This is a genomic window from Nonomuraea ceibae, assembly GCF_019396325.1.
Taxonomy (GTDB): Bacteria; Actinomycetota; Actinomycetes; order Streptosporangiales; family Streptosporangiaceae; genus Nonomuraea; species Nonomuraea ceibae.
On sequence record NZ_JAHKRO010000197.1, the window covers coordinates 1 to 9,560 of the forward strand.

Here is a 9,560-nt window from a genome sequence, read left to right on the forward strand (position 1 = left end):
CCCCCCGAGGCGGGCCCGTCGGCCGCCGTGGTCGAGCACGGCGTTGAGCCGGTCGGGAGGGCCGCCGCCGAGCAGGGTGCGCATCGCGTCGCGGGTGGTCACCAGCCGGTCGCGGACCCGCTCGGCGTCGTCCGCGCCGGGCAGGTCGTGGTCGGCGAGCCAGGCGCGGACCCCGTCGAGATCGTCGAACTGGTCGAGGAGCCCGCCCTGCTCCACCCACACGGTGTCGACCAGGTCGAGCCCCACGGGCTCACCGCGCAGCGGCCGGATTCTCACTTCTAACCCCTGAAACGAGTTTGACTGGTTATCGACGGCCATGCTATCACTTAACCGTCTAAACTGCTTTGACCGGTTAGGGGTTGCTGTGACCATTCGCTATCGCACCGCCGTCGTCGACGGGCTCGACGTGTTCTACCGCGAGGCCGGAGACCCGTCCGCGCCCACGCTCGTGCTGCTGCACGGCTTCCCGACCTCGTCCGTCGCCTACCACGAGCTGATCACCGAGCTGGCCGACGAGTTCCACCTCATCGCGCCCGACTACCCGGGGTTCGGGCACAGCTCCGCGCCCGCCGCCGACGAGTTCACCTACACCTTCGACCGGCTCACCGACGTGGTGGACGCGCTGCTCGACTCGCTGGGGCTGCGCTCGTACGCCCTCTACGTGCACGACTACGGCGCGCCGGTCGGCTTCCGGCTGGCCCTGCGGCACCCGGAGCGCATCGCCGGCATCGTCACGCAGAACGGGAACGCCTACGAGGAGGGGCTGACGCCGTTCTGGGAGCCGTTCAAGAAGGTCTGGGCCGACCCCTCCGCCGACGTCGCGCCGCTGCTCGGCCTGCTCACCGCGGAGGCCACCCGCTGGCAGTACGCCCACGGCGTGTCCGACCTGTCGCTGGTCAACCCGGACAAGGCGGCGCTCGACCAGGCCAGGCTCGACCGGCCGGGCAACCACGAGATCCAGCTCGCGCTCTTCCGCGACTACGGGACCAACCCGGGGCTCTACCCGCTCTGGCAGGAGTACCTGCGCGAGCACCGGCCCCCGCTGCTGGCCGTCTGGGGGCGCAACGACGAGATCTTCGGCCCGGACGGGGCGCGCGCCTTCGCCCGTGACCTCCCGGACGCCCGCATCCACCTCCTGGACGCCGGCCACTTCCCCCTGGAGACCCGGGGCCGCCAGATCGCCGGCCTGGTGCGCGACTTCCTGCGCACGCTGTCGGACCGGCCGTAGGGCGGGCTACCGCTCCCGGGGCAGCACCCGGAAGCGCAGGTGGACGGCTTCGCGGCCCTGGGCGGTCCGCAGGATCTCCAGGTGCACGTGCCGCTCCACCTGCTCGAACAGCCTCGTCCCGGCGCCGAACAGCACCGGGACCAGGTGGATGGACAGCTCGTCCACCAGGCCCGCCCTGATGCCCTGGCAGATCGTCTCGGCGCCGCCCATGATCGCGACGTCCTGGCCGCCCGCCGCCTCCTTGGCCAGCGCCACGCCTTCCTCGATGCCGGGGGCGAACTCGTACACGCTGTTGGCGGGGACGTCGTCCGGGACGCTGTGGGAGACGACGATCAGCGGCAGCCGGGCGGGGCCGGACGGGCCGTCGGCCCGCCAGAAGCGCAGGGAGGCGTCGTAGGTGCGGCGCCCGGCGACCATCGCCCCCATCGCCGGGACGTCGGCGACGGCGCGCTCGCCGAGGTCGAAGAACCACTCGTGCAGCCGCTCCCCGCCCACGCCCATCGGCTCTTCCGGGGTGCGTCCGTCGGCCTCGACGAAGCCGTCGAGGGACATGCTGATGTCGGCGATGACCTTGCTCATGGTGGCGCTCCTCCGGATCGGCTGTCACTGAAGCGTCGAACACACTCATCCCCGATCGACACTTTGCCGCAACCCGTGATATGTATGCATATGCAACATTTGCAGACGCTCAGTACATCGGGGAGCAAGTATCATGGACACCCGTAACGGCAAGCCCGTCACCGTCGAGGACCTCTCGCCGCTGGCCTTCGCCGGATTCGCCCACTTCACCGCCATGCAGGTGCGCGACGGTCGCGTACGAGGGCTGGACCTGCACCTGGAGCGGCTGCGCAACGCCTCCAAGGAGCTGTTCGGCCGGGCGGTTCCGGACGACCGGGTGCTGGCGTACATCAGGTCGGCCGTGGAGGCGGGCCCCGCCGACCTCTCGCTCAGGGCCACCGTCTACTCGCCCGCGGGCGAGTTCACCGCCGCCGACGCCGAGCCCGAGGTGCTGGTCAGCACCGGCCCCGCCTCCGACGGCCCGCGCGGCCCGCTGGCGCTGGCCGTCGTGGAGCACGAACGCTTCCTGCCCGCCATCAAGCACGTCGGCGAGTCCGCCAAGACGTACGTGCTCCGCCAGGCCGTCGAGCAGGGCTTCGACGACGCGGCGTTCGTGGACCGGCGGGGCCGCCTGAGCGAGGCGTCGATCTGGAACCTGGCCTTCTGGGACGGCGAGGCCGTCGTGTGGCCCGAGGCCGCGATGCTCACCGGCACCACGATGGGCATCCTGCGCAGGCGGCTCGACGACCTGGGCGTGCCCCAGCGGGTCAGGGAGATCACGGTCGCCGACCTGCCGTCGCTGGCCGGGGCCGTGGTGATGAACTCGTGGACGCCCGGCGTGCCGGTGCACCGGATCGGCGGCGAGGCGCTGCCCGAGGCGCCGGAGTTCGTCGGGCTGCTGCACCGCGCCTTCGAGGCGGAGCCGCTCACCACACCGTGACGACGGCCTCCGCGACCGCTAGCTGCACGTCGTCCAGCCGGGTCTCGCCGTCCTCGACACTCCACAGCGAGTTCTGCAGGACCCGGCCGAGCGTCCAGCCCGCGGCCCGCTGCCGGTCCAGGCCCAGCAGATCGGTCATCAGGTCGAAGCGCCGCAACACCGCCCCCCGCACGTCACCGGTGGAGACCACGTCGTCCCAGCGGTTGTGCAGCGCGGGCATCAGGTCGAACCCCGGGTCGCCGGCCAGCGGCTTGGGGTCGATCGCCAGCCACGGCTCACGCTCGGCGGCCAGCACGTTGTCGTAGTGCAGATCCCAGTGCAGCAGCCGGTCGCCGGCCTCGCCCGCCAGCTCGCCGACGGCCCCGGCGCACACCCGCAGCCAGCGCCGGTCGCCCTCGCCGGGCAGCGCGTCCAGCGCGGCGGGCACCTCGTCCAGCATGCCGCGGGCGATGTCGGCCAGCCGCCGCGTCCCGGCCGGCGCGGGGACCGCCACCAGCCGCCGCAGCAGCCCGGTCAGGATCTCCAGCGCCGCCAGGTCGTCCGGCACCGACGACAGCGTCGTGCCCCCGTCGAGCCGCTCCAGCAGCAGCGTGCCCGTCGCCGGGTCCGACTCCAGCAGCAGCACGCTGGCCCGGCCCGCCCAGGCGAGCAGCCCGGGCCCCTCGCTCGCGTTCTCGTCGCTGACCGGCTGCAGCTTCAGCGCCGCCGGGGTGCCGTCGGCCCGCACCACGGGCAGCACCAGCGACACCACGCCGTGCATCGGCTCCCCGTCGAGCCGCAGCTCCCACTCCTCCAGGTAGCGCTCGGCCAGCGCGGGCAGCCCCGCCGACCACGCCCGGCCCGCCTCGCCGTCCCACTTCACGTGACTCTCGGTCAGCGCGGGCGGCACCACGATCCGCACGGTCAGTAGTGCCAGGGGAACGGCGACCAGTCGGGCTCGCGCTTCTCCAGGAAGGAGTCGCGCCCCTCGGCCGCCTCGTCGGTCATGTACGCCAGCCGCGTCGCCTCACCGGCGAACACCTGCTGGCCCACCAGCCCGTCGTCGATCGCGTTGAAGGCGAACTTGAGCATCCGCTGCGCGGTCGGCGACTTGCCGTTGACCTTGCGCGCCCACTCCAGCGCCGTCGACTCCAGCTCGCCGTGCGGCACCACCGCGTTGACCATGCCCATCCGGTGCGCGTCGGCGGCGCTGTAGGTGTCGCCCAGGAAGAAGATCTCCCGGGCGAACTTCTGCCCCACCTGCCGGGCCAGGTAGGCGGAGCCGAAGCCGCCGTCGAAGCTCGCCACGTCGGCGTCGGTCTGCTTGAACCGGGCGTGCTCGGCGCTGGCCAGTGTGAGATCGGCCACCACGTGCAGGCTGTGGCCGCCGCCCGCCGCCCAGCCGGGCACCACGCAGATGACCACCTTGGGCATGAACCTGATCAGCCGCTGCACCTCGAGGATGTGCAACCGGCCGGTCGAGGGCGTGCCGTCGGCGTACTGGTAGCCGTCCTTGCCCCGGATGCGCTGGTCGCCCCCGGAGCAGAACGCCCAGCCGCCGTCCTTGGGCGACGGGCCGTTGCCGGTCAGCAGCACGCAGCCCACGTCGGTGCTCTGGCGGGCATGGTCGAGCGCGCGGTAGAGCTCGTCGACCGTCTGCGGCCGGAAGGCGTTGCGCACCTCCGGCCGGTTGAAGGCGATGCGGACCGTGCCCTGGTCGACCGCGCGGTGATAGGTGATGTCGGTGAAGTCGAACCCGTCGACAGCCTGCCACGCCCGGGGATCGAACAGCTCGGAGACCATGGGGCAGAGCCTAACGCGTGGGTCAGGGGACCTCCGCGCGGAGCTCGGCCAGAAGCTGTCCCTGGTCTGCGAGCATGTCGGTGAGGATGCGGCGGGCGGTGCCGAGCAGGTCGGCGAGCTCCGGCGTGGCCAGTGTGTAGACCACGGTGCTGCCTTCGCGGATCGCGCTGACGATGCCCGCCCTGCGCAGGACCGCGAGCTGCTGGGAGAGGCTGGACGCCTCGATGTCGATCTGGGCCAGCAGATCCCTCACGGGTAGTGGCCCTTCCTGGAGTAGCTCCAACACTCGGATGCGAGCGGGGTGGCCGAGCGTCCGGAAGAAGTCGGCCTTGGCCTGGTTGACCTCCACGTGCATAGTGCCAGACTAATCCAGCGCAGTTGCATAATTCTTCAAGTCGTAACGTTGTTGGATAGCATGACAGCGGGGACTAGGGAGTAGCCATGGGCCGAGGAAGAGCCAAGGCGAAGCAGACGAAGGTCGCTCGCCAGCTGAAGTACACCAACCATCACATCGACTATGACCGGCTCCGCGAGGAGTTGGGCGCCGATGCCGGGCGCGACGAGATGCGCCCGGCTACGGCGTCCGAGCAGGAGTCCGAGCGCGCGCAATGACGCGCGTCAGCTCCGCCGGGGCAAGGGTGACGTTCGCGAGCCGCCTGGCCTCGGGCGCCTGATCAGGCGCCACGAGTTCCAGGCGGTGCAGCACCTCACGGATGATCACGCGCATCTCCAGCAGGGCGAGCTGCGCGCCGACGCAGAAGCGCCGGCCGCCGCCGAAGGGCATCCACGCCCGGCTCTGCTGCCCCTCCAGAAAGCGTTCCGGGCGGAACTCCGCCGGTGACGGAAACGCGGCGGGGTCCTGGTGCACGAGCGGGATGAACGGTCCCGCGTACCATCCCGCGGGGATGTCATAGCCGCCCAGCCGGAGCGGGGCGTCCAGCAGCCGGGGCGCCTCATAGACCACGGGCCTGGCGCGCAGGGCCTCCTTGACGACCGCGTCGAGGTAGGGCTCGTCGTCGGGCAGCCGCCGCAGCACGTCGGGCAGGCGCAGCAGCCGCTCGAAGGTCCAGGCCAGCCCGGTGGCCGTGGTCTCGTGACCGGCGATGAGCAGTGTGACCAGCTCGTCGCGGACCTCCTCGTCGCCGAGCCCGGCGTTCAGCAGCCGGCTCAGCACGTCCGTGCCGTCCGGGTCCGCGCGCCTGCGGCGGATCTCGTCGTACAGGATGGCGTCGACGGCCGCCCGCAGCCTCAGGAACCGCGCGTACGGCAGGAACGGCAGCGCCGCCGCCGGGCCGCGCAGCCGTGCCGGGAGCATCGCGACGGAGGTCGAGCCGCCCGACTCGATCAGGCGGGGGAGCAGCGCGCGCAGGCGGCCCATGCGCTCGGCGTCGCGGATGCCGAAGATCAACCGGATGATGATCTCCAGCGTGATCTCCTGCATGCGGTCGCGCAGCGCGAACGGCCTGCCGAGCGGCCAGGCGGCGATCTTCTCTGCGGCGATGGCCGCGATCTCGTCCGCGTAGCCGGCGACCTGCCTGGCGCGCAGCGGCGGCGTCAGCGACTTGCGGTGCCCGGCCCAGGCGTCGCCGTCGAGCGTCAGCACCGAGTGCGCCCCCACCAGCGGTTCGAGGAAGTCGCGCCGGGCGGCGCCGGCCAGCCCGCCGCCCTGGTCGGTCCTGAAGACCTGCTCGGCCAGCTCGGCCGTCGCGACGTACACCTCCGGCGGGAAGCCGAACCAGCGGATCGTGAAGACGTCCCCGTATCTGGCGTGACAGCGCTCGATCAGCCCGGCGGGATCACGCATGAACCAGGCCGTCTGGAGAGCGGCGGGCAGCCGGGGCCCGGGTGGCAGCACGTGCATCAGCTCCAATTGATATGTACGTACGTCATATACGCTCGTATACATCTGTAGCATGGATCACGTGTCACGAAAAGAGGCGGGATACCGCGAAAAACTCCTTGCCGGCGCGGTGAGCTGCCTTCAGGAGAAGGGCTACGCCCGCACCACGGCCCGCGACCTGGTCGCCGCCTCGGGGACCAACCTGGCCTCCATCGGCTACCACTTCGGCGGCAAGGACGCCCTGCTCAACGAGGCCATCGCCGGCTGCTACGAGGCGTGGACCGAGCGGGTGGAGGAGGCGATGTTCGGCGACGCCGTCGGCTCGCCGCGCGACCTGCTGGAGCGGGCGATGGTCGCGCTCATCGACGTGTTCGACGAGATGCGGCCCCAGCTCGTCGTCTGCATCGAGGGCTACCCCGCGGCGCTGCGCGAGAGCGTGCTGCGCGAGCGCCTGGCCGCCGCCTACGGCAGGGGCCGCGAGGCGGGCGTCGCCATGCTCCACCGGGGCGCCGCCGAGCTGGGCATCGAGCTGCCGGTCCCGCCCGAGGCGCTGGTGTCGGTGCTGATCGCGATCTCCGACGGGCTGATGATCCAGTGGCTGCTCGACCCGGCGAGCACGCCCGACGCCCGCCAGGTCGTCGACGTGCTCGCCGCGCTGGGGGCGTTCACCGGGCCGTGTGAGTGAGGATGGCCGCCGCCAGCTCGTCCGCGAACCGGGGCGCGATCATGTGCCCCATGTCCTGAACCATCAGCAGCTCGGCGTCCGGGATCTCCTCGGCGATGAGCGCCCCGTGACCCGGCTTGGCCGGCTCGTGCGTGCCCTCCACGACCAGCGTCGGCGCCTTGATCCGGGGCAGCGCGCCCACCGGCTCGAAGTCCGGAGCCGTCTGGCCGGCCCGCCGATGGTTCATCGCCGCCCCCAGGTCACGCGCCCGCTCGTGCACGCGCTCGGCCAGCCGCCGCTCCGCGTCCTCGTCGAACGGCAGCGCGGTGCCGTTCATCACCCGCGCCTCGGCGATCAGCGCGTCGATCTCCTCACCCCGGCTCGCGGGCGGCGGGCTCGCGATCACCGCGCGGAAGTGCGCCACGAACTCCGGCGTCGGCGGCGGCAGGCTGCCCTCCGGCTGCGGCTCGCCCATCAGCGCCCGCATGATCACCTGGCCCTCGCCCCCGCCCAGCGGCGACGCGCCGACGACCGTGAGCGTCCGCACCCGCTCCGGCTGCTCCACCGCGACGAGCTGGCCGATCAGCCCGCCCGCCGAATGACCCACGAGATGCACGCTCTCCAGCCCGTACGCGTCCATCACGCGCAGCATGTCGTCCTTGATGTCGAGCCAGCTGTAGGGATGCGCGTCGAAGTCCACGGTGCCCGACCTGCCGGTGTCGCGGTGGTCGTAACGGATCACCCGGCGACCGCCCGCCACCAGCCTGCCGACGAGCTCGTCCGGCCAGGTGACGCCCTGCGCGCCCGAGCCCGCCACCAGCAGGATCGGCGGGTGCGCCGCGTCCCCGAACTCCTCGGTCCAGATCTCGACGCCGTCACTGTCAATCAGGTTCGTTTGCATGCCTGTCAGCCTGCCGGACCGGGCCCGTGCCGCCTTCCGTAGGACTACTGGCCTCCTACAGTAGGCGGGCCAGTTCAGTACGGCTGGTGATGCCCAGCTTGGGATAGATCTTGTACAGGTGATACTCGACGGTCCGCGGGCTGAGGAACAGCCGCGCCGCCACCTCCTTGCTCGACGCCCCCTCCGCCACCAGCCGCGCGATCCGCAGCTCCTGCGGCGTCAGCGCCGCCAGCGCGTCGCCCGCCGGCCGCTCCACGGCCTCGCCCGCCGCCCGCAGCTCCGCGTGCGCGCGCCGCGCCCACGGCTCCGCGCCCAGCCGCTGGAACGTCTCCAGCGCCGCCCGCAGCGGCCCGCGCGCCTGCCCCGGCTGATGCCCCCGGCGCAACCGCTCCCCGTACAGCAACGCCGTACGCGCCTCCTCGAACGGCTCCCCGTGCAGCCGCAACGCCTCCTCGAACGGCTCGATCGCGCCCTCCACCAGCCCCACGCAGCGCAGCCGCAGCGCCCGCGCCTCGTCGGTCCTGGCCTGGGCCGCCCACCGGTCGAGCCCCTCCAGCGCCTCCCGCGCCGCCGCCGCGTCCCCGGCGGCCATCGCCGCCTCCACCCGGTCAGGGGTCGAACGCCACACCACGGTCGGATGCCCCGCCCCCGGCCCCGCCGCCCGGATCGCCTCGAACCGGTCGTGCGCCGCCGCGAACCGCCCCATCCCCAGATCCAGCATCGCCAGCGCGTACGCCGCCACCGCCGCCCGCAACCCCACCCGGTGCGGCACCGCGATGGCCAGCGCCTCACCCGCGTACGCGCGGCACCGCTCCTCCTCGCCCCGCAGCGCCGCCACCACCGCCAGGTTCGCCAGGTGGGCCGCCTCCGAGTTCGTGTAGCCCGCCTCCCTGGCCAGCGCCAGGCCCTCCTCGGCCACCGCCGCGCTCTCCGCCAGCCTGCCCCCGACCCGCTCGGCCGTCGACACGAACTCCAGCACCACCGGGAGCTGCCCCACCATCCCCGACACGCGCGCCACCCGGCCCGCCCGCCGGATCAGCTCCGCCGACACGTCCGCTTCCCCCAGGTACGACGCTGCCGCCGCGGCCCACAGGAACTCCGCCGCCCCGCTCAGCTCGCCGGTCCGCGCCAGCGCCCCGCGCAGCAGCTCGCCGCCGCTCCCGTCACGCAGCATCGCCGCGACGCCCACCAGGATGTCGCGCAGGAAGCCCGGCGCGAACCCCTCCGCCCGCCGGCCGACGTCCACCATGGCCGCCACGTCCCCGACCACGCTGGCCGCCTCCCACGCGTCGGCCAGCATCTCCAGGCTGTCGCCGGCCGCGAACACCCGCATCGCCTCGGCGGCGTCCCCGGAGTTCAGCTCGAACCGGCCCCGCAGCCGAGCCACCTCCCCCGCCACCTCCCCCCGCCCACCCCTTTCCAGGACACACCCCTCCACGGGCCCGCGCCCCTCCCCGAGGGCGCGCGCCTCTTCTGGGGCGGGCGCCTCCGCGAGGGCATGCGCCTCCCCGGGGCCGCCCGTCACCCCGGGGCCGCCCGCCTCCCCGAGGGCGGGCGTCTCCGCCCGTTCGGACGGGGCCTCTACCAGGAGGCGGGCTTCTGCCAGGTAGGTCTGGGCCTGGCCCGGGCGGGCGCCGAGCCAGGCGG

The 9,560-nt window shown here is 72.9% G+C and carries 12 protein-coding genes; 4 read left to right on the forward strand and 8 right to left on the reverse strand.

The features are described 5' to 3' along the window. The coding region (locus KME80_RS48385) for an ABATE domain-containing protein (RefSeq protein WP_219519293.1) at positions 1-276 on the reverse strand (276 nt) is incomplete at its 3' end. 88 nt (positions 277-364) lie between these two features. On the opposite strand from KME80_RS48385, the gene KME80_RS48390 reads away from it, so the two are divergent. Further along, positions 365-1,228, forward strand: coding sequence for an alpha/beta fold hydrolase (locus KME80_RS48390; RefSeq protein ID WP_308126259.1), 864 nt, complete (start codon positions 365-367; stop codon positions 1,226-1,228). 6 nt (positions 1,229-1,234) lie between these two features. Here the strand turns inward: KME80_RS48390 and KME80_RS48395 are convergent, their stop codons facing one another. Further along, the gene (locus KME80_RS48395; RefSeq protein WP_219519298.1) at positions 1,235-1,807 is read right to left on the reverse strand and encodes a dihydrofolate reductase family protein; all 573 of its coding nucleotides are present in this window, start codon (positions 1,805-1,807) and stop codon (positions 1,235-1,237) included. Positions 1,808-1,940: 133 nt separating this feature from the next. Between KME80_RS48395 and KME80_RS48400 the strand changes: the two genes are divergently transcribed. Next, on the forward strand, positions 1,941-2,726 hold the full coding sequence (locus KME80_RS48400) for an aminotransferase class IV family protein (RefSeq protein ID WP_219519300.1): 786 nt from the start codon (positions 1,941-1,943) through the stop codon (positions 2,724-2,726). On the opposite strand, the gene KME80_RS48405 is transcribed toward KME80_RS48400, so the two are convergent. The 3 genes from KME80_RS48405 to KME80_RS48415 are packed head-to-tail and all read right to left on the reverse strand — an operon-like array spanning position 2,713 to position 4,863. Further along, entirely contained in the window at positions 2,713-3,633 is a 921-nt protein-coding gene (locus tag KME80_RS48405; RefSeq protein ID WP_246647059.1) for an aminoglycoside phosphotransferase family protein, read from the reverse strand. The two genes, KME80_RS48400 and KME80_RS48405, sit on opposite strands and share 14 nt — an antisense overlap. Then, positions 3,630-4,508, reverse strand: a complete 879-nt coding sequence (locus KME80_RS48410; RefSeq protein WP_219519302.1) for a 1,4-dihydroxy-2-naphthoyl-CoA synthase — start codon at positions 4,506-4,508, stop codon at positions 3,630-3,632. Before KME80_RS48410 ends, KME80_RS48405 begins: the two co-directional genes overlap by 4 nt. A 22-nt stretch (positions 4,509-4,530) precedes the next feature. After that, a complete protein-coding gene (locus KME80_RS48415; RefSeq protein ID WP_049574618.1) occupies positions 4,531-4,863 on the reverse strand; it encodes an ArsR/SmtB family transcription factor in 333 nt (110 codons plus the stop codon). A gap of 86 nt (positions 4,864-4,949) precedes the next feature. Here KME80_RS48415 and KME80_RS48420 point away from each other — a divergent pair, with 86 nt between their 5' ends. Then, positions 4,950-5,120, forward strand: coding sequence for a DUF3073 family protein (locus KME80_RS48420; protein WP_219519304.1), 171 nt, complete (start codon positions 4,950-4,952; stop codon positions 5,118-5,120). On the opposite strand, the gene KME80_RS48425 is transcribed toward KME80_RS48420, so the two are convergent. Continuing rightward, entirely contained in the window at positions 5,083-6,369 is a 1,287-nt protein-coding gene (locus KME80_RS48425) for a cytochrome P450 (RefSeq protein ID WP_219519305.1), read from the reverse strand. The two genes, KME80_RS48420 and KME80_RS48425, sit on opposite strands and share 38 nt — an antisense overlap. A 61-nt stretch (positions 6,370-6,430) precedes the next feature. Here KME80_RS48425 and KME80_RS48430 point away from each other — a divergent pair, with 61 nt between their 5' ends. Beyond that, positions 6,431-7,033 (forward strand): TetR/AcrR family transcriptional regulator, encoded by a 603-nt coding sequence (locus KME80_RS48430; protein ID WP_308126261.1) that lies wholly within the window; start codon positions 6,431-6,433, stop codon positions 7,031-7,033. On the opposite strand, the gene KME80_RS48435 is transcribed toward KME80_RS48430, so the two are convergent. Both KME80_RS48435 and KME80_RS52470 read right to left on the reverse strand, forming a co-directional pair. Continuing rightward, positions 7,014-7,913, reverse strand: a complete 900-nt coding sequence (locus KME80_RS48435; RefSeq protein WP_246647057.1) for an alpha/beta fold hydrolase — start codon at positions 7,911-7,913, stop codon at positions 7,014-7,016. The two genes, KME80_RS48430 and KME80_RS48435, sit on opposite strands and share 20 nt — an antisense overlap. Positions 7,914-7,968: 55 nt before the next feature. Continuing rightward, a partial coding sequence (locus KME80_RS52470) for a LuxR family transcriptional regulator (RefSeq protein ID WP_219519310.1) occupies positions 7,969-9,560 on the reverse strand: 1,592 nt, incomplete at its 5' end.